The organism is Streptomyces sp. NPDC001634 (genome assembly GCF_040298185.1).
Lineage (GTDB): Bacteria > Actinomycetota > Actinomycetes > Streptomycetales > Streptomycetaceae > Streptomyces.
This window is the reverse complement of sequence record NZ_JBEOZU010000067.1, coordinates 37114-56614: the sequence shown is the minus strand read 5'-3', so window position 1 is coordinate 56614 and position 19501 is coordinate 37114. Positions and strand designations below refer to the sequence as shown.

Annotated in this window: 11 protein-coding genes; 6 read left to right on the top strand and 5 right to left on the bottom strand. The window is 72.2% G+C overall.

Annotated elements, in window-relative coordinates:
- Positions 1-510: 510 nt before the first annotated feature.
- The gene (locus ABT186_RS34105; protein WP_351229176.1) at positions 511-1059 is read right to left on the bottom strand and encodes a MarR family winged helix-turn-helix transcriptional regulator; all 549 of its coding nucleotides are present in this window, start codon (positions 1057-1059) and stop codon (positions 511-513) included.
- A 179-nt stretch (positions 1060-1238) separates the two neighbouring features.
- Here ABT186_RS34105 and ABT186_RS34100 point away from each other — a divergent pair, with 179 nt between their 5' ends.
- Positions 1239-2501: an MFS transporter gene (locus ABT186_RS34100; RefSeq protein ID WP_351928375.1), complete on the top strand. Its 1263-nt coding sequence runs from the start codon at positions 1239-1241 to the stop codon at positions 2499-2501.
- Between the two features lie 25 nt (positions 2502-2526).
- Here ABT186_RS34100 and ABT186_RS34095 read toward each other — a convergent pair whose 3' ends face one another.
- On the bottom strand, positions 2527-4179 hold the full coding sequence (locus ABT186_RS34095; protein WP_351229180.1) for an ATP-binding SpoIIE family protein phosphatase: 1653 nt from the start codon (positions 4177-4179) through the stop codon (positions 2527-2529).
- 210 nt (positions 4180-4389) lie between these two features.
- The gene (locus ABT186_RS34090) at positions 4390-5790 is read right to left on the bottom strand and encodes an NAD(P)/FAD-dependent oxidoreductase (protein ID WP_351229182.1); all 1401 of its coding nucleotides are present in this window, start codon (positions 5788-5790) and stop codon (positions 4390-4392) included.
- 380 nt (positions 5791-6170) lie between these two features.
- Here ABT186_RS34090 and ABT186_RS34085 point away from each other — a divergent pair, with 380 nt between their 5' ends.
- Together ABT186_RS34085 and ABT186_RS34080 are read left to right on the top strand one after the other, a co-directional pair.
- Positions 6171-6938, top strand: a complete 768-nt coding sequence (locus ABT186_RS34085; RefSeq protein WP_351229184.1) for a TetR/AcrR family transcriptional regulator — start codon at positions 6171-6173, stop codon at positions 6936-6938.
- 337 nt (positions 6939-7275) lie between these two features.
- Positions 7276-9294: a sigma-70 family RNA polymerase sigma factor gene (locus ABT186_RS34080; protein ID WP_351928373.1), complete on the top strand. Its 2019-nt coding sequence runs from the start codon at positions 7276-7278 to the stop codon at positions 9292-9294.
- A 34-nt stretch (positions 9295-9328) separates the two neighbouring features.
- Here ABT186_RS34080 and ABT186_RS34075 read toward each other — a convergent pair whose 3' ends face one another.
- Complete coding sequence (locus tag ABT186_RS34075) at positions 9329-12712, bottom strand: ATP-binding protein (protein WP_351928371.1); 3384 nt, start codon at positions 12710-12712, stop codon at positions 9329-9331.
- 201 nt (positions 12713-12913) lie between these two features.
- A complete protein-coding gene (locus ABT186_RS34070) occupies positions 12914-14998 on the bottom strand; it encodes an asparagine synthase-related protein (protein ID WP_351229190.1) in 2085 nt (694 codons plus the stop codon).
- Between the two features lie 740 nt (positions 14999-15738).
- Between ABT186_RS34070 and ABT186_RS34065 the strand changes: the two genes are divergently transcribed.
- The 3 genes from ABT186_RS34065 to trmB all read left to right on the top strand — a co-directional run bounded on the left by ABT186_RS34065 (position 15739) and on the right by trmB (position 19493).
- Positions 15739-17163, top strand: a complete 1425-nt coding sequence (locus ABT186_RS34065) for an NsdA family TPR-like regulatory protein (protein ID WP_351229192.1) — start codon at positions 15739-15741, stop codon at positions 17161-17163.
- Positions 17164-17236: 73 nt separating this feature from the next.
- Positions 17237-18454 (top strand): L-2-hydroxyglutarate dehydrogenase, encoded by a 1218-nt coding sequence (lhgD, locus tag ABT186_RS34060; protein ID WP_351229220.1) that lies wholly within the window; start codon positions 17237-17239, stop codon positions 18452-18454.
- A gap of 181 nt (positions 18455-18635) precedes the next feature.
- Positions 18636-19493, top strand: a complete 858-nt coding sequence (gene trmB / locus ABT186_RS34055; protein WP_502973404.1) for a tRNA (guanosine(46)-N7)-methyltransferase TrmB — start codon at positions 18636-18638, stop codon at positions 19491-19493.
- Positions 19494-19501 lie beyond the last annotated feature (8 nt).

The window sequence follows — 19501 nt, the reverse complement described above, 5'->3', positions numbered from 1 at the left end:
CACGCTGTTGAGTTCTCAAGGAACGGACGCTTCCTTTGTACTCACCCGAGAGACTCACTCTCGCGGCTTTCCTCCGGGCGCTTCCCTTCGGTGTTTCCGACTCTATCAGATCTTTTCCCGATCCGATTTCCTCGGTGCTTTCCGGCCTTTCGGCCTTCCGGCGGTGTTGACTCTATCAGATCCCTCAGTTCCCTTCGGGCTCCGACTCCCCGTCAACCGGGTTTGTCATCGCGGCCGTTGGGCCGTTCCGACGCCTCAAACCTTAGCGGATCTCTCCGGCGATTCCCAATCGAGTGGATCGGAGTCGCCGTACCCAAATCAAATTGAATTCGGGCACGCCGAATTCAACCCTGTTGGGTGATCGTGCTGAGTGGTTTGGTTGCCGCTATCGCGGCGGGAGCTGCTGCCGAAGAACCGTTACGGCCCCGTGGCAACCCGGAGGACTTTACGGATCAGGGGGTGGGCTGTCAAGCCTCCCCTGGACGACGGGCCGCCAAACCTCCGACGGCGTCAGTCCAGGTCGTTGAGGCGGCCGCCGGCGTCCGGCTGTGCGTGCTCCACACGGCGCAGCAGACGTGTCAGTACCTCACCCAGAACGGTGCGGTCCTCGGGGGAGAGGTCCTGGAGGAGGTCCTCCTCGAAGCCGGAGGCCAGGCGCATCGCCTCCAGCCACTTCTCGCGGCCCTCGGCGGTCAGTTCGACGATCACGCGGACCCGGTTGGCCTCGTCGCGCTCCCGGGTGACCAGACCCTCGCTCACCATGCGGTCGATGCGATGGGTCATCGCAGCGGGCGTCAGGCCGAGCCGCTTGGCCAGGTCTCCCGGGTTCATTCGATAGGGGGCACCGGAGAGGACGAGGGCCTTGAGGACCTCCCACTCCGCGTTGCTGATGCCGAGTGCGGCGGTCTGGCGGCCGTAGGCGACGTTCATCCTGCGGTTGAGGCGGGACAGCGCCGAGACGATCTTCTCGACCTGGGGGTCCAGGTCCTGGAACTCGCGCTGGTAGGCGGCGATCTGTTCGTCGAGGGTCGGCTCGCCGGCGCCGGGGGTGTCGCCCATGGCCGCAGTATGGCACGCCTCGCTTGGCGTCAAAGTCCTTCAAGATGTACTGTTTAGTGTCTAACTTTAGCTTCGAAGTATTCAGGGCTAACTGTTTCGGAGGTAAGACCTGCTTGGTCAGTCCTCTGCGGGCCCTCTTCCTAAGGCAGGTGAACGTGACCAGGGCAAGGGGCGCAGCGATGCGCCGGATCCATGTGGGCAACGCACTCAGCGCGTTCGGCCTCGGCTTCACCGTCCCGTATCTGTACGTCTATGTGGCGCAGGTACGGGATCTCGGTGCTACGACGGCAGGTCTCGTACTCGCCGTCTTCGCCGTGGCCGCACTCGTCGTGCTTCCGTTCGCCGGACGGGCCATCGTCCGGCGTGGCCCGCTTCCGGTGCTGCTCGCCGCCCTGGTGGTCGCCGCGATGGGTTCGCTGAGCCTGGGGCTTGCGGCAAGCGCGATGACCGTACTGCTGTCGGCGGCCCTGCTGGGCGCAGGGCAGGCCGTGATGCAGCCCGCGCTGGCCACGATGATCGCGGACTGCTCGACGGCGGAGACCCGGTCGCGCGCGTTCGCCATGCAGTTCTTCCTGCAGAACCTGGGCCTCGGCGTCGGCGGGCTGATCGGTGGCCATCTCGTCGACGCCTCGCGTGCTGCGTCCTTCACGCTGCTGTTCTCGATCGAGGCCGCGATATTTCTGGTGCTCGTCGTGATCATGTCTACCGTTCGGGTGCCGCACGCGCCGAAGATTGACGCCGCGGCGCCGCAGGGCCGGCGGGCCGGCTGGAGGCAGCTGCTCGGCAACCGGGCCATGGTGCAGCTGTGTGTGCTGGGCTTCGTGCTGTTCTTCGCCTGCTACGGGCAGTTCGAGTCGGGCCTGAGCGCGTACGGCGTCGAGGCGGCCGGGATCTCCACCTCCGCGCTGGGTACGGCGCTGGCGGCGAACACCGGGATGATCGTGGTCGCGCAGTTCGCGGTGCTGAGGTTCGTGGAGCGGCGGAAGCGGTCGCGGGTGATCGCTGCCGTGGGGCTCATCTGGGCCCTCGCCTGGGTCATGGCGGGGTATGCGGGGCTGGGGCACGGCAGCCGGGACATGGCGACGGCCGCGTTCGTCTCGACGTACGCGCTCTTCGGTCTCGGTGAGGCGATGCTGTCGCCGACGGTCGCGCCCCTGGTGGCGGACCTTGCGCCGTCGGGGATGGCGGGCCAGTACAACTCCGCTTTCGCCCTGGTGAAGCAGCTCGCCCTCGCGGTGGGGCCGGTGGTGGGCGGTCCCTTGGGCGCATCGCTGCCCGCGCCGTACATCGTGACGTTCCTGATGTGCTCGCTGGGCATCACGTTCCTGGCGCTCGGGCTGGGGCGTCGGCTCACTCCGGCGCAGAACCAGCCGTCGCTGGGGAGGAGCCGGGTGGTGGCGCAGGGGGGCGCGTCGGCGGAACCCGCGTCGGCGCGCGCCTGAGGGTTCCCGAACGGGCTGAGGACAATCAGCCCCCACCCCTCGGCAACGCGAACTCGCACCACACCGCCTTCCCGCCCCCCGGTGTCCGGCGCGAGCCCCAGCTGGAGGCGATGGTCGCCACGATCGCGATGCCCCTCCCCGCCTCGTCCGCCGGTTCCGCGCGGCGGCGGCGGGGGAGGTGGTCGTCGCCGTCCGTCACCTCGATGATCAGACGGCGGTCCGTGCGCCGGAGTCGCAGCCTCATCGGCGGGGTGCCGTGCTGCAGCGAGTTCGCGACCAGTTCACTCGTCGCCAGAACCCCCAGGTCGTGCAGATCCGTAGGGAACCGCCAACTGGTCAGTACGCCGGAGGCGAACGCACGCGCGCGTGGAGCCGCCTCCACTCCGCCGAGCAGCTCCAGGGCGGCGTTACGGAAGAGGTCGCCGTCCGGGCCCATACGCGCCGGATGCTGGAGGACCAGGACCGCCACGTCGTCGTCATGGTCCGCCGTGACGCCCGCCGAGCGGACGAGGCGGTCGCAGATCACCTGTGGTGTGCCCGTGGCGCCCGCGAGCGCGCGCTCCAGGGCCTCGATGCCCTCGTCCAGGTCGGCGTCCCGGCGCTCGACCAGCCCGTCCGTGTAGAGGACGGCCGTGGAGCCGGGCCCCAGCGGTACCGAGCCCGACGCATGCATCCAGCCGCCGGTGCCGAGCGGCGGGCCGGTCGGTTCGTCGGCACGGAGGACCACTCCGCTCTCGTCGCGGACCAGGATCGGGAGATGGCCCGCGGACGCGTACACCAGCCGGCCCTCGTTCGGGTCGTGGACGGCGTACACGCACGTCGCGATCTGGTTGGCGTCGATCTCCGCGGCGAGGCCGTCGAGGAGCTGGAGCACCTCGTGCGGCGGCAGGTCGAGGCGGGCATAGGCGCGGACCGCCGTGCGCAGCTGGCCCATCACCGCCGCCGCGCGCACGCCCCTGCCCATCACGTCGCCGATCACCAGCGCCGTGCGGCCGCCGCCGAGCGTGATCACGTCGTACCAGTCGCCGCCGACCGCGGCCTCCGTGCCGCCGGGCTGGTAGGTGGCGGCGATGCGGAGGTCGTCGGGCTGTTCCAGCTCCTGGGGCAGCAGGGAACGCTGGAGGGTCACCGCGGTCTCGCGCTGCTCCCGCTCGCTGGCCCGCAGCCGTTCGGCGGCCTCGGCATGGTCGGTGACGTCGGCGGCGAAGATCAGTACACCCCTGGCCTTGTCGTCCGACACGTCCACCGGGGTGCACGTGATCGTGTACGAACGGCCGCTCGGCGCCTTGCGGGACTTGATCGTGCGCGGCTTGGAGCTGCGCAGCACCTGGTCCAGGAGTTGGAGGAGCCCCAGTTCGTCCAGCTCGGGCAGTACCTCGCGGGCAGGTTCGCCGACCGGTCGGTCGCCGAAGGCCGCCACATAGGCCTCGTTGACGTACGCGACGCGGTGGTCGGGGCCGTGCACCAGGGCGACGAGGGCCGGGATGCGGTCGAGGACGTCCCGCACCGGCAGCTCGTCGACGGCGGGCACGCCCAGCGGGTCGTCGGTGAGCCGCTCGGCGCGGGCCGCGGGTACGGAGCCGTCCCCCCGCCGGTCCGGGGAGACCGCGTGCTCGGTCCGCGCTGCCGCGCGGCGCTGCGTTCCGGGGAGCCGGGCGCTCCAGCGCGTGAAGTTCACCGAGTTCCTTGCCTCGTCGTTGTCTTCTCCGGCCGGCTCCGGATCCGGTCGGAAGTCCGGGGGCCTGCCCCCGGGGGATACGGCACAGTGGGGAAAGCCTGGTGGATTCGTCAGGGCGGGGGTCGGCCCGCCCAGGGTCATGGACCAGTCTGGCCGACCGGACCAACATCCGTCAGACGCCTGTCCTTCCGGCGGAGTTCCTGGGTCCGGTCAGGACGACCCCTTCGGGTCTTCTGAAGCCTTTCCACCGGCCGCCAGTTCGAACTCCGCGCGGGGATGTTCGAGTGAACCAAGAGAGACGATCTCCCTCTTGAAGAGCCCCGCCAGGGTCCATTCGGCCAGCACCCGGGCCTTGCGGTTGAACGTGGGCACCCTGCTGAGGTGGTACGTGCGGTGCATGAACCAGGCAGGGTAGCCCTTCAGCTTGCGCCCGTAGACATGCGCGACACCCTTGTGCAGCCCCAGGGAGGCGACCGAACCGACGTATTTGTGCGCGTACGTCTCCAGGGCCTCATCGCGCAGCGAGCGGACGATGTTGTCGGCGAGGACCCTGGCCTGGCGCAGCGCGTGCTGGGCGTTGGGGGCGGTCTCCTTGCCGGGCTCCTCGGCGGTGACATCGGGGACGGCGGCCGCGTCTCCCGCGGCCCACGCGTGCGTGACGCCCTCCACGGTCAGTTCGGGGGTGCACTTGAGGCGGCCTCGCCCGTTCAGCGGCAGGTCGGTGGCCTCGAGGATCGGATGCGGCTTCACACCGGCGGTCCACACGACCGTACGCGTCGGGAAGCGCGCGCCGTCGGACAGGACGGCGACCCGGTCGGCGCACGACTCAAGGCGGGTTTCGAGACGTACGTCGATGTTGCGGCGGCGCAGCTCGGTGACCGTGTAGCGGCCCATCTCCTCGCCGACCTCGGGAAGGATGCGGTCGGAGGCCTCGACGAGGATCCACTTCATGTCCTCGGGTTTCACGTTGTGGTAGTAGCGCGCGGCGTAGCGCGCCATGTCCTCCAGTTCGCCGAGCGCCTCCACGCCCGCGAATCCACCCCCTACGAAGACGAAGGTGAGGGCCGCATCGCGGATCGCGGGGTCACGGGTGGAGGAGGCGATGTCCATCTGCTCGATGACGTGGTTGCGCAGTCCGATGGCCTCCTCGACGGTCTTGAAGCCGATGCCGTGATCGGCGAGACCGGGGATCGGGAGGGTGCGCGAGATGGAGCCGGGGGCGAGGACGAGTTCGTCGTACGAGATCTGTTCGGTCTGCCCGGTCTCCTCGGTGGCGAGCGTGGCGATGGTGGCGGTGCGCTTGGCATGGTCGATGGCCGTGGCCTCGCCGATGACCACATGGCAGCCCTCGAGGACCCGGCGCAGTGGAACGACCACATGGCGCGGCGAGATGGCGCCGGCGGCCGCCTCGGGCAGGAACGGCTGGTACGTCATATAAGGATCGGGTGATACCACCACGATCTCGACCTCGCCCCGCCCGATCTCCGCCTTCAGCTTCCGTTGCAGGCGCAGGGCGGTGTACAGACCGACGTACCCGCCACCGACGATGAGGACGCGCACACACTTCGGGGGTTCGGGGTTCGTCGCCCGATGGATCGCAGCCGTCACCATCCCATGACGCACCCGACGCTTGAGTTTGTCCACAGCCCCGGCAAATTGTGTGACCGAACGAAGGTATCGAGAAGGGTTGGCCGAATTACCGGCGTGCGGGGCAGGACTGCAGGTCAGCAGGTGTGAGCGGGGTGGCATCAGGGGGCGCAATCGGGATGTAACGGGCCCCTGCTCCGATCGGGGGGCGCTCCGTGCGGAACCTGCCCCTTCTGAATTGACTCCCGCTCAACTATGTTCGTGTGTCGACGGGGTGTAGGGGGATGCGCTCGGTGGGTCCGCGACGGGCGGGCCCGGTTACGTACGACGCTTGTTCCGTACGCTCCGGCTTCCAATGGCGGGGAGAGTCTCCGGGGGGAGACGTCATTACCGGGGGAACACTCATGCACATTCAGGACTCTCATTGGTCATCCGCGTCGGCCGTCGCACCGGCCGGCGCGTTGAGCGCGGCGGCGGGCAACGGACGCGGGGACAGTTCGCGGACGGCGCCGCTGCGTGTGGACGCACAGCGCAACCTGGAACACGTACTGCGCGCGGCGCGCGAGGTCTTCGGCGAGCTGGGGTACGGCGCGCCGATGGAAGACGTGGCGCGGCGCGCACGGGTCGGCGTCGGCACGGTGTACCGGCGCTTCCCGAGCAAGGACGTCCTGGTGCGGCGGATAGCCGAGGAGGAGACCTCCCGGCTGACCGAGCAGGCCAGGGCGGCGCTCGGCCAGGAGGACGAACCGTGGTCAGCGCTCTCGCGCTTCCTGCGGACGTCGGTGGCGTCGGGCGCGGGGCGGCTGCTGCCGCCGCAGGTACTGAAGGTGGGCGTCGTCGAGGAAGGCGCCGAGGGATCCGACGCGGTGCTGGTGGACGAGGCGCGGGTGCCGCAGCAGCGGGACCGGTCGGCCACCGAGTTGCGGCTCGTCGAGCAGCGGTCCACGCCGGACCCGGACGACGCGGGTGCGGCGACGCTGCTGGAGGTCGTCGGACAGCTCGTCGACCGGGCGCGCGCGGCGGGTGAGCTGCGGGCGGACGTGACCGTGTCGGACGTGCTGCTGGTCATCGCGACGGCGGCACCCTCGCTGCCCGATGCCGCCCAGCAGGCGGCGGCCTCGGCCCGGCTGCTCGACATCCTCCTGGAGGGCCTGCGGTCCCGTCCGGCGTGAGGCGGGCGGGCTTCGGGTACCCGGGTCCTTCTTCCCGGGCGACGGGTCTCCTGAGCGCGGGCGCTGCGCCGCCCGCGTATGGGACCGGGCGTTGACCAGGGCTCACGTTCGCATGTCGGCCGTCTCGAGGACCTCGCATCGCCCGTTTCGGTGATCTCCCGCACAGGGTGGTCCGATTGGCCGTGCCCGGCCGGGACCGCCGGTGTCGGCCCTGCGCGTCCGCCCGTGAATCGGGCCGGGGTCGGTAGGGCGTTCTCCCGACCAAAGTCCTATATGGCACTCTGACCGGTGTTCGGGGCTGTTTTCGGTACTGGTTGGGCAGGCGGGGGCTTCCGGGATGAGCGTTGACGGACGGGACGAGTCACTTGGTGGTGGCGGCGCGCAGAAGACGCCGCAGGTGCCGAGCCAAGGCGGGCCGCCGCGGCGTGCCACGGGTGGGCCCGGCCCCGGCAGGGTGCCCGGACAGAGCGTGCCGTCGCAGCGCGACGGCAGTGCGCTGCCGCCCTCGGACTCCGAGCTGATCGAGCGGATGCGCGGCGGCGACGACACGGCGTACGAGGAGCTGTACCGGCGCCATGCCGGAGCTCTGCGCCGCTACGCCCGCACCTGTTGCCGCGATGCACACACCGCGGACGACCTCACCGCCGAGGTCTTCGCCCGCATGCTCCAGGCCGTGCGCGCCGGTTCCGGGCCCGAGCACGCCGTCCGCGCGTATCTGCTCACGACGGTCCGCCGTGTCGCCGCGACCTGGACGAAGTCCGCGAAGCGGGAGCAACTGGTCGATGACTTCGCGGTGTTCGCCGCACAGGCCGCGCGCCCGTCCGAGGCGTCCGACGACGCCGCGTCCCTGGGCTCCTTCGGAACCGGTGTGGACCTGGGCGCGGATGTGCGTGCGCTGCACGAGGCCGAACAGTCCCTGGCCAGGCAGGCCTTCCGCTCGCTGCCCGAACGCTGGCAGGCGGTGCTGTGGCACACCGAGGTCGAGGACGAGTCCCCGAGCGAGGTCGCCACGCTCTTCGGGCTGGACGCCAACGGCACACGCGTTCTCGCCAGCCGGGCCCGCGAAGGCCTCAAGCAGGCCTACCTCCAGGCGCATGTGAGCGCCGCGCTCGCCTCCGACGAGGAGTGCGCGCGCTACGCCGACCAGCTCGGCACGTACGCCCGCCGCAGACTGCGCACCCGGGCCGAGCGGGGACTGCGCAAACATCTGGAGGAGTGCGCCAAGTGCCGGCTGGCCGCCGGGCAGATCGAGGAACTGGCGCACGGCATCCCCGCCGTCGTACCCGTCGCGGTCATCGGCTGGTTCGGCGCCGCCGGCTACGCCAAGGCGCTCGGGATCATCGCCGGGGGCGCGGGAGCGGGTGCGGCGGGCGCGGCCATGACGGGCGGCGCGGGCGGTGCAGGCGCAGGCGGTGCAGGCGCAGGCGGTGCCACCGCGGGCGGCGCCGGCGCGAGCAGTGCCGGCGCGAGCAGTGGCGCGGCGGCCTCGGAAGGGCTCGGCGCGGCGATGAAGGCCGGAATCGCGGCGGGTGTCGTCGCGGTGACGACCACGGCGGTCGTGCTCGCACTGGGCACCCACCACGGAGCGCCCGGGAAGCCCGAGGCCAGGCTGCCCGCCACCCAGGCGGCGGAGTCACAGGTGCCCACATCGGCCCCCTCACCGCGGGACCAGAAGGGGCAACCGGCCGCGCAGCAGCCGGTGGTGGACCAGTCCCCGGCGCCGGCAGCGAGCCCCGCACCGGCCATGCCCCCCACGCCCACGGCCACACCCGCGCCGAGTCCCACCCCGACGCCGGCCCCGACGGGTGAGAAGGCTTCACCGACGCCTGCCCCCACCCCGACGCCGAAGCCCCCGCCGGCATCCACCCCCACCCCCACTCCCACGCCGACACCGAAACCGAGTCCCACCGAGCCCGCCCTTGTGGTCTACCAGTGGAACGAGCTGGGGTACGACGTCACCGGCGACGGCACCGAGCCCGAGATGCGGATCCGTGAGAGCGGCTGGGTGTGGCAGCGGTGGGGGGTGTCGATCGCCGGCCTGTGGTACACGCACGGTGTGAGCGTCCACGGCTCGTCGTCCGTGACGATCGACCTCAACCGTCAGTGCTCGGCGTACGACGCACTGGTCGGAGTCGACGATCTGACGAAGGGACGCGCCCGCCAGGTGCGGTTCTCGGTGTTTGCCGACGGGGTGCGGGTGTGGCAGTCACCGCTGATCACGAGCGGCGACCAGCCGGTGCCGGTCCATGTCGCGCTCACCGGGCGCAGGACGGTGCGGATGGTCGTCGAACCCGACGCCCCGCACGACAAGGTGGCGCTCGCGGACTGGGCGGAGGCGCGGTTCACCTGCCAGTAGGTCATGGGACGGGCTCACTCGGCCGGACCCGGGCTCACTCCGCGGGGTGATCGGCGAACGCCTGCGCCAGCTCCCCCAGGACGTCGTCCGGGGTGAAGGCCCAGCCCCGAGCGCGCTCGGCGTCGAAACGGGCACGGCCCAGGGCCTCCAGTGCGGCGGCCTCCGTCCACGCGGTATGTGTGCACTCCGGTTCGGGGCGCACGGAGCGCCCGCGCCAGCGGTCCGCGGCAGCCAGCAGCCGCACCGCGCGCGCGTACTCGCCCAGGGGTGCCAGGGCTTTGTTCGCCGCGACGTCCGCCAGCCCCGCCGTCACCGACTCCGCGCATCCGCTCGCCACCGCCTGACGCAGGGTCTCGGCGAGCTTCGGCAGTCCCGCCTCGGGGCCGGACTCGGCGATCGTGACGAGCGCGTCGATGCCGTTGAGCGCGGCGATGAACTGCGGGGGCGGCGTGCCCCGGAACGTCTCCGCCCGGCTCTGCTCCCACCATGCGCGCGCCCGGACCGTCTCCCCCTCGTCCAGCGCCTGCTGCGCGCGCAGCAGGCTGATGTACGCGCGGGCGTCCTGCACGCCGTACAGGTCGGCGGCGTCTCTCGCCTCGTCCAGCGCGGTCTGGGCGTCCGTCCGCTTCCCCGCGCGGTGGGCGATCTCGGCGAGCCGTGCCAACAGGAACGGCATCTCCGCATACGCCCCGACCTCCTGGGCGAGCCGTAGCGCCTCCTCGTACTCGCCCTTCGCCTCCTCGAAGGCACCCCGCGCCATCGCCGCCTCGCCGGCCGCGCCGCACACCTGGGCGCGCATCCAGCGGTCGCCGACACGGCGGCTGATCGTGCGCAGCTCGGCGAGGTCGTCGTCCACGTCCTGCAGTCCGCCGGCAGAGTCGACGAGCATGTGCGTACGGAGCATGAGGGTGACGCCGACCTCCCAGTCACCGCCGTGTTCGCGGCAGTTGGCGACGGCCTTGTCCACCGCGTGCCGCATGTCGTCCGACTCGCCGAGGTGGGACACGGTGAGCGGCCAGACGATGCCGGGCAGCCGGGCCCCGTCCGGGCCGGAATCCTCGAAGGCCGCACGCACCCGGGCGACGTACCGCTGCGACCGTTCGTCCTGCATCGAGTCCGCCGGCCGCGATTCCGACACCAGAAACATGCGCAGCATCCGCAGCTTCATCCGCTGCCGGTGGAGGGGGTGGTGCTCCTCGGCGTCGGCGTGCGCGAGGAACACAGCCATGTGATCGAACGTGGCGAGCTCTTCGAGGACGTCCATGGCTGCCGACGGCGGGGGCGTCGCTCGGCCGTCCGCCTGGCCGTCAGCCCGGTGGTGCGTGCCGCGGGCGTCCCGGGCTGCTCCCAGGCACAGAAGGCGATCCACCCATTCCGTGCCCTCGCGCCGGAAGTTGCGCAGCCACCAGAACCAGCCCGTCGCGAGGGCGATGGCACCGGCCTCCTCCTCGGCACCTGCGGCGATCGCGCGGTACAGCCCGGTCCGGATGTTGTCGAGCTCCGTCTCCAGACGCCGGATCCACGGAAGTTGCTCGGCGGAGCGCAGCTTCGGATCGGCCTCCTCGACGACCGCCCGCACCCACGCGCGGTGGCGGCGCTCCGCCGCGGCACGCAGCTCGGGGACCTCGGCGGCGCGCTCGGTGGCGTACTCGTGGATCGTCTCCAGCATGCGGTAGCGCATGCCGCCGCCGTCCCCCTCGTACGGGGTCGCGACGATCAGGGATTTGTCGACGAGCGCCCCGATGAGATCGGCGGCGGGCCCGGTGCACACGGCCTCGGCCGCGGCGAGGTCCCAGCCGCCGGCGAAGACGGAGACCTCGCGCAGTACCGTGCGCTCACGCTCGTCGAGCAGGTCCCAGGACCAGTCGACGACCGCGCGCAGGGTCTGCTGGCGGGGCAGCACCGTACGGCTCCCGGAGGTGAGGAGCCGGAAACGGTTGTCGAGGCGGTCCGCGATCTGGCGGGGGGTCAGCAGCCGCAGGCGGGCGGCGGCCAGTTCGATGGCCAGGGGCAGGCCGTCGAGGCGGCGGCAGATCTCGTCGACGGCCGCCGGATCGTGGACGGCGTGGGCGTCGGGGCGCACGGCCGCCGCGCGCTCCATGAAGAGGCGGTTCGCGGGATCGGGCGGCAGGGGCTCGACCGGGCGGACCGACTCGCCGGGCACACCCAGGGGTTCACGGCTGGTGGCGAGAATCGTGAGCCCGGGGCAGTGCGTCAGGAGGGTCTCCGCGAGCCCGGCCGCGGCGTCGATCACATGTTCACAGTTGTCAAGGATCAGGAGTTCGCTGCGCGGGGCGCAGTACTCGATCAGCAGGGCGACCGGGTCGTCCTGCGGCGTGACCATCTCGTTGGTGATCAGCACGGTCTCGCGCAGGCCGAGCGCACTGACCACCGCGGCCGGCACCGCCTCCGGCCGGTCGAGCGGGGCCAGCTCGGCCAGCCACGCCTGCGGCAGCCCGGCGGCGGCTTCCTCGGCGAGGCGGGTCTTCCCTGAGCCGCCCGGTCCGGTGAGGGTGACCAGGCGGGCCCTGTGCAAGTCCGAACGGATGGCGTCGAGTTCGAGTTCCCGCCCGACGAACGAGTTCAGACGGGGCCGCAGATTTCCGGTGCGCTCGGCGCGGGAGGCCGTGGGAGCGGGGGTGCGGGACGCTGTGGACGCGGGCGCGGGCGTCGAAACAGGCGTGGCCGCGGGCGCGGGTGGCTGCGGGGACAACAGCTCGGCGTGCAGCGCCTGCAGTTCCGGGCCGGGATCGGCGCCCAGTCCGTCCGCCAGCGCACGGCGTACGGCCTCGTACGCGGCGAGGGCGTCGGCACCGCGGCCCGTGTCGCGCAGGGCGCGGACGAGGAGGGCGTGGAGGGGCTCGTCGTACGGATGGACCGCGGTCAGCTCCGTCAGCTCAGGTACGACATCGGGGGCGCGGCCCAGGCGCAGGTCGGCCTCGATGCGGGCGCGGGTCGCCGCCAGGCGAAGGGCCTCGGGGCGGGCGGCGGCGCCGCGGTCGGGGAGGTCGGCGAGGGCGGGGCCGTGCCACAGGGCGAGGGCCTCGCGCAGATCGCGGGCGGCGGTGTGCGCGTCGCCGTGCGTGAGGGACGAGGTGCCGCGCTGGACGAGGTCCTCGAAGACGAAGAGGTCCACGGCCTCGCGGGCGGCGACGAGTCGGTAGCCGCCGGGCCCGGAGGCTATCGCGTCGCGGCCGACGGCCCGGCGGAGGCGGCCGACGAGTGCCTGGAGGGCGGCCGGGGCGTCGAGTGGCGGGTCGTCGGCCCAGACCTCGTCGATCAGGGTCTGCGGGGTGGCGGTGCGGCCGGGGCGCAGGGCGAGCGCGGTGAGGAGCGTACGGAGGCGGGGGCCGACGACGGGTACGGGTGTTCCTCGGTCGTCCTCTGCTTGGGCGACGCCCAGAATCTTGTACCGCACTTGGCCATTCTGGCCGGAGGCGGCTGCACAGGGCACGGATTTATGCGGCAAGCCGTACGGCGCCGTCCCGTGCCCGGTGCCCGGTGGCGCGGTTGCCCGGGGGGAGGAGGTCCGGCAGCCCGGCCTTGCGAGGTGCCGCTGCGGCGCCAACGCTGCCGGGGTGAGCACCGCCCAAGCAGCGCACCTGCGCCCAGCGGAGCCCTACGCCCCCGCCCCCAGCGCCCGCCCCCGGGCCACGATCCCCGCCGGTACCGCGCGCGCCCGCGCGGGGGTGCCCGTCCAGCACGTGCCCCGGCGGGCCAGCAGGCGGCGCAGCCACAGTTCCAGGGAGACCAGGTCCGCCAGACCGTCCAGGGGGAGCGGGGCGCCGGCCGCCACGGCCCGCACCGCCTTGCGGACCACGCGGGCCTCCACCAGACCCGCCTGCGCCAGCAGAGGTGTGTCGAACAGGGCGACCAGGGAGTCCGCGGCCACCCGCAGGCCCGTGCGGGCCGCGACCGCCGAGGAGGCATGCGAGGGAGCGCCCCAGCCGGGCGGCAGGCCGCCGACGCCCGCGCCCTCCAGGACCGTCCGCAGGATCTCCGCCCGCGCTCCCGGCTGCACCCGCAGCGCCTCGGGAAGCTCCCGGCACGCACGGACGACCTGGTTGTCCAGGAACGGTGCGTGCAGCCGCTGGGAGCGGATCTCGGCGGCCTGCTCCAGGACACGGAGATCCGCGGCATGGCGAGCGAGCGCCGTACGCGCGCGGAAGTCGCCCGGGCGCTGCCACGGACCGACCCCCGGCCGGCCTGCGGCTCCTTGGAGGCGAACCGATACTTCAGCGAGGGCCTCACCGGTCAGCCAGCGCGCCGCGGGCCCCGGTCTTGCCCAGGTGAGCGCGGCGAGCGACGCTCCGACGGCACCTCCGGGCTCATCGAACCGCCGCTGCATCAGCCGGTCGGCGAGTGAGTCGACCCCGGCCCGGTACGGCGTGCGCGCCAGCTTCCGCGCCGCGCCGTACACGCGCGCGGGGACCATCACCGAGCCGTCCGCCTTCGCCAACGCGGCCACCGGGCGCACGAGATGGCGTCTCTTGCGGTCCATCAGCAGGTCCGCGAGGCGGGCCGGGTGCGCGTCGAGGACCTGGCGCGCGCCGTAGCCCGTGAAGTGGTCGGCGCTGCCCGAGGCCAGCCGCGCGCGGTGTCTGGCGGCCGTCACCAGGGAGGGGCCCGGCTCGTCCGTCAGCGGACCGTCCAGGTCGGCATAGGGGAGCACTTCTTCGCCGCCGGTCACCACAACGTGGTGCAGACGGGGATTGGCCGCCAGCGTGCCGGCCCGCTCCAGCTCGGCCTCCCGCCCCTGGACGGCCAGGTCGTTGAAGGTGACGGCCAGCAGGCGTTCACCGGCTCCGGTGCCGTGCCCGAGGACCGTTCCGGGCATCCCAGGGAGCCCTGCCGCGAGCAGGGCCAGCGTGCCCGAGGCCGGCCCTCCGGAGAGGTCGGCGCCGATCCCGGGGACGGGCATCCCGCGCGCGGCGCGCCGCTCCGCCGGTCCCATCCCGGGGACGGGCCCCGGGTCGATGTCGGTGCCCGGGACGTGCCGGGGCGCGGCCAGACGCGCGCGTACGGCGTCGATCAGGGCGTCGCGCACTCCGTCCACCGCGGCGGCCGGGTCCGCCGGGGGCGCCGCGACCGCGAGGGAGGCGACCGGCTCGTACCCGGCGATCTCGCGCGCCCCCGCACGCAGGATGAGCGCGTGCCCCGGCGGAATGCGCCGTACGCCGTCGTACGGGGTGGAGTCGTGCACTGCGGCCGGTACGTCGGGGGCGGCGAGGAGCGCCGCGAGGTGTCCGAAGTCCAGGTTGGCCTCGATGAGGTCGGCGAGCGGGAGCGCGGCGGTCGCATAGGCCGTGCCGCCCGCCCAGGGGGTGTAGAACACCGGCCGCGCGCCCGCGAGATCGCCGCACACCGTGATCCTGCGCCCCACCTGGACGACGGCGGTGTAACTGCCGGGCCAGGCGGTCAGATGGCGAAGTGCCCCTCCCCGGGCGGCGAACAGGCCGACGCGCAGTTCCTCGTCGGAGGCTCCGCACGTGCCCAGGACCGCGATCCGGGTCTGCGGATCGGCCTTCACCACGCGCACCTCGTCGGGGCGCCAGTCGCCGACCGCCCACAGCGGATCGGGGTCGCCCCACAGGAGTTGGGAGCCCACGGGGTGCACGGTCGCTCCGTCGTATCCGGTGGCCCCGCCCGTTCCTGGCTGGGCGGCTCCAGCGGCGGTGCTGCTCCATCCCACCAACCACCGCATCGACGCCTCCACAGGCTGTGGACAACCAGTGCACCGTACGAACGGCTCCCATGCTGCCACGAAGAATGCACCCTGGAGGGCCCCCGCCACGGCTTGTGCGCCCCGGAACGCGCCCTTGTGGAGACGTCCGTGAGCCGGTGAACTCCCGCCGCGCGCACGTAGGCCGGAGGGAAACACAGAGGAAGCAGGGGAGAAGCGAGGAGACGGCAGAAAGGCAGCAAGCAGGCAGCAGGGAGGCCGACAGCGAAGTAAATGCGCCCCCGAAACGCTCCCCGAAAACCCCCTTCGCGCCCTCAAGAGTCGTGGTCGGAGCCTTGATCGCCTCCGAAATCCACCGTCGATTTTCGGCCAAATCGGCCGGGGACAGGCAGGGTTGGGCACGCTCCGTACAGGCCCTGCGCAACGCACAGTCCGGGAGGCGGAGTTCGCCTCCCGGACCGGTCCGCCGCCCGCGGGGATGGAGGCGGCGGTGTCCCCCAGCCCACTGGATCCAGTACAGCGGGCCGACCCACGCACGGCCCATGGAATCGCTCCCCCGGTGGCCGGAGAAGAGCGCACGGACGGGCGCACGGCCACACACCGGGAGCACGCGGCAACACTCCGTACAGAGGTGCGGACCACAATCCCGCCAACCGGATTTACGCCCCTTAACGCATGGGATGCGGCGAACTACGCTGGGTTTACGAATGCCGCGCGGTTATGCCACCGCCGCGGCAGCCGTCTGTGTCGAGGGGTGGCGCATGTCCAGGGAGCAACGCGGGCCGAACGAAAAACTCGGCGCCGTTCTCGCCCTCGCGGGAATCAGCAACGCAGGACTCGCGCGACGCGTCAACGATCTTGGCGCTCAACGCGGGTTGACTCTTCGCTACGACAAGACCTCGGTGGCGCGCTGGGTGTCGAAGGGCATGGTGCCTCAGGGCGCCGCGCCGCACCTCATCGCCGCGGCCATCGGCCAGAAGCTCGGCCGCCCCGTACCGCTCCACGAGATCGGTCTGGCGGACGCGGATCCCGCACCGGAAGTGGGCCTCGCCTTCCCCCGGGACGTAGGACAGGCGGTGAAGTCGGCGACGGAGCTGTACCGCCTCGACCTCGCCGGGCGCCGGGCCGGCAGCGGCGGCATCTGGCAGTCGCTGGCCGGATCGTTCGCAGTGAGCGCTTACGCGACCCCTGCTTCCCGCTGGCTGATAACCCCGGCCGACAGTTCGGTGGCGCGCGATCCGGGCCCCGGCGAGGGGTCCGGAGCACCGCTGAAGGTCGGCCACAGCGATGTGCAGAAGCTGCGCGAGGCCGCGGAGGACGCCAGGCGCTGGGATTCCAAGTACGGGGGCGGCGACTGGCGTTCCTCGATGGTGCCCGAGTGCTTACGAGTGGAGGCGGCACCGCTGCTGCTCGGCTCGTACTCGGACGAAGTGGGCCGGGCGCTGTTCGGTGCGAGCGCCGAACTGACGCGCCTCGCCGGCTGGATGGCCTTCGACACCGGCCAGCAGGAGGCCGCCCAGCGCTACTACATCCAGGCGCTGCGCCTCGCGCGCGCGGCCGCCGACGTGCCGCTCGGGGGCTATGTCCTGGCCTCCATGTCGCTCCAGGCGACCTACCGCGGTTTCGGCGACGAGGGCGTCGACCTCGCCCAGGCCGCCCTGGAGCGCAACCGCGGTCTGGCCACGGCCCGCACCATGAGCTTCTTCCGTCTCGTCGAGGCGCGCGCGCACGCGCGCGCGGGTGACGCCCAGGCGGCCGGCGCGGCCCTGAAGGCCGCCGAGGGCTGGCTGGAGCGGGCCCGCGAAGGCGACAACGACCCGTCCTGGCTCGGCTTCTACTCGTACGACCGCTTCGCGGCCGACGCCGCCGAGTGCTACCGCGACCTCAAGGCCCCCCGCCAGGTCCGCCGCTTCACCGAGCAGGCCCTGTCCCGGCCCACGGAGGAGTTCGTGCGTTCCCACGGGCTGCGCCTGGTCGTGTCGGCGGTCGCCGAGCTGGAGTCGGGCAACCTGGACGCGGCGTGCGAGCAGGGCGTGCGGGCGGTGGAGGTCGCCGGGCGCATATCGTCGGCACGCACCACGGAGTACGTGAGGGATCTTCTGCACCGGCTGGAGCCGTACGGCGACGAACCGCGCGTGGTGGAGCTGCGGGAGCGGGCACGGCCTCTGCTGATGGCTCCGGCGTAGGCGCTTCGCCGGTGACGCGCCTCCCGGGTTTGAGGGCATTGTCAGTGGCGCAGTGCACTATCGAAACCGGGAGGTGGATCAGGTGCGGGAGATCGCTTACGACTGCGACGTGCTGGTGATCGGTGGCGGAATCGTCGGTCTGTCGACGGCGTATGCGATCACGCGTGCCGCTCCGGGCACGCGGGTGACGGTCCTGGAGAAGGAGGCGGGCCCGGCCCGCCACCAGACGGGGCGCAACAGCGGGGTCATCCACAGCGGGATCTACTACCGCCCCGGTTCACTGAAGGCGCAGTACGCGGTGCGGGGCGCCGCCGAGATGGTCAAGTTCTGCGCGGAGTACGGCATCGCCCACGCCGTCACCGGCAAGCTGATCGTCGCCACGGAGCGCGAGGAGCTGCCACGTCTGCACGCACTCGTCCAGCGCGGCCGGGAGAACGGCATTCCGGTGCGGGAGCTGGGCCCGGCCCAGATCACGGAGTACGAGCCGGAGGTGCGGGGACTCGCGGCCATACACGTCGGGACCACGGGGATCTGTGACTTCGTGGCGGTCGCCCGGCAGCTCGGGGAGGCCTCCGGGGCGGAGATCCGGTACGGGGCGGAGGTCGTACGGATCGACCGGCGCCCGTCGCTGGGGGTCGCCGTGCAAACGGCGGACGGGACGGTCCTGCGCGCGCGTGTGCTGGTCAACTGCGCCGGGCTGCACTGTGACGAGGTGGCCCGGCTGACCGGGGACGACCCGGGGATGCGGATCGTGCCGTTCCGGGGTGAGTACTACGCACTGGCGCGACCCGAGCTGGTGCGGGGGCTGGTGTATCCGGTGCCGGATCCGGCGTTCCCGTTCCTCGGGGTGCATCTGACCCGGGGTACCGACGGAGAGGTGCACATCGGGCCGAACGCGGTGCCGGCGCTGGCCCGCGAGGGGTACGGCTGGGGGGTCGTACGACCGCGGGAGCTGGGCGCGACGGTCGCGTGGCCGGGGTCGTGGCGGATAGCGCGGCGGCACTGGCGGTACGGGGCGGGGGAGCTGCGGCGGTCGGTGTCGAAGGGGGCGTTCACGGAGGCGGTGCGCAGGCTGTTGCCCGTGGTCGGACCGGACGATCTGGTCCCGGCGGCGGCGGGGGTGCGGGCGCAGGCCGTGCTGCGGGACGGGACACTCGTGGACGACTTTCTGATCCGGGAGGCAGCGCGGGTGGTGCATGTGCTGAACGCGCCGTCGCCCGCGGCCACCGCTTCGCTGCCGATCGGGCGGGAGGTGGCGCGTCGGGCGCTGGCTGCGCTGGGCCGGGGCTGAGCCGGGGACTGCGTCCCCGGACCCTGCCTGGGGGCTGCGCCCCCGGACCCCCGCCTCGGCCTTACCGGCCTCGTCCTCAAGCTCCCCCAAGCTCTCGGCTTCGCTCGAGCAGGGGCCCCCACGACGGGCTGGATTCGGCTGGGCTGGTTCAGGTCGGCCTCCCCGTAAAATTGGTCCCACTGTGTCTGACTCCCTCGACTTCGCTCCCGACGACCACCGGGCCGCCCCGGGCGGTCCGTCCGGCGGTGCCCCCGGTATGTCCATTCGCCACACCCGGGCCAAGGGTGTGCCCCGGTTCCCCGACGGGCCCAAGGCCGATCCCGCCGGGTCGCACTTCGAGCGGCGGATCCGGAGTTTTCAGCCGCGGCGGAGCCGTGTGACGGCCGGGCAGGCGGACGCGCTGCAGCGGCTGTGGCCCAAGTGGGGGCTGGACATCGACGGACAGCGGACCCTCGAGCCCGCCGAGTTGTTCGGGAACACGCACCCCGTCGTGCTGGAGATCGGGTTCGGCATGGGCGAGGCCACCGCGCAGATGGCCACCGCCGACCCGGACACCAACATCCTCGCCGTCGATGTGCACACTCCCGGCCAGGGCAATCTGCTGAGCATCGCCGACCGGAACGGACTGACCAACGTCCGTGTCGGCAACGGCGACGCGATCATCCTGCTCCGCGAGATGCTCGGGCCCGACTCCCTCGACGGTCTGCGCGTCTACTTCCCCGACCCCTGGCCCAAGAAGCGCCACCACAAGCGGCGGCTCATCCAGCCCGAGTTCCTCACGCTCGCCGCCACCCGCCTCAAGCCGGGCGCGCTGGTGCACTGCGCGACGGACTGGGAGCCGTACGCCGAGCAGATGCTCGAAGTGCTGACCGCGCACCCGGATTTCGAGAACACACAGCCGGACGGCGGTTACGCGCCCCGCCCCGGCTTCCGCCCGCTGACCCGTTTCGAGGGCCAGGGACTGGACAAGGGTCATGTCGTGAACGACCTGCTGTTCCGGCGCGTACCGCACCGGAACCAGCCCTCCGCCGACGACTGAGCGCCTCC

Coding starts and splice junctions, on each gene's coding strand:
- ABT186_RS34100 (WP_351928375.1), top strand. CDS start 1,239: ATGCGCCGGATCCATGTGGGCAACGCACTCAGCGCGTTCGGCCTCGGC.
- ABT186_RS34080 (WP_351928373.1), top strand. CDS start 7,276: ATGAGCGTTGACGGACGGGACGAGTCACTTGGTGGTGGCGGCGCGCAG.
- ABT186_RS34105 (WP_351229176.1), bottom strand. CDS start 1,059: ATGGGCGACACCCCCGGCGCCGGCGAGCCGACCCTCGACGAACAGATC.
- ABT186_RS34085 (WP_351229184.1), top strand. CDS start 6,171: ATGCACATTCAGGACTCTCATTGGTCATCCGCGTCGGCCGTCGCACCG.
- ABT186_RS34065 (WP_351229192.1), top strand. CDS start 15,739: ATGTCCAGGGAGCAACGCGGGCCGAACGAAAAACTCGGCGCCGTTCTC.
- ABT186_RS34090 (WP_351229182.1), bottom strand. CDS start 5,790: ATGGTGACGGCTGCGATCCATCGGGCGACGAACCCCGAACCCCCGAAG.
- ABT186_RS34070 (WP_351229190.1), bottom strand. CDS start 14,998: ATGCGGTGGTTGGTGGGATGGAGCAGCACCGCCGCTGGAGCCGCCCAG.